The following is a 241-nucleotide window of genomic DNA, read 5'->3' as shown; positions in this document are numbered from 1 at the left end:
ACGATCCCGCCAACCCGGGCCGGATGTACCTGTTGCGGCAAGGGCATCGCCCCGTTCCGGCGCAAGTCCGAGGACGCCGCGCGGATCGCCGCGTCGATCCGGTCGGGCAACGACGCCCGTGCCGCGGAGATGGTCGCGAAGCTGTCGGACTGGTTCGCCACCTGCGGCCTGGACACCGGGCTCACCGCTGAGGTCATCGCCCGCGGCGTCGCCGCAGCGGCCGACGTCCCGGTCGAGTGGA

The 241-nt window shown here is 73.0% G+C and carries 1 protein-coding gene; it reads left to right on the top strand.

The annotated features are described in order from the left end of the window. On the top strand, positions 1-241 hold a 241-nt coding region (locus tag BN358_RS26865; protein WP_198018475.1), incomplete at both ends, for a hypothetical protein.

The organism is Sedimentibacter sp. B4 (genome assembly GCF_000309315.1).
GTDB classification, from domain to species: Bacteria; Bacillota; Clostridia; order Tissierellales; family Sedimentibacteraceae; genus Sedimentibacter; species Sedimentibacter saalensis.
This window is presented reverse-complemented; position numbering and strand designations above follow the sequence as displayed.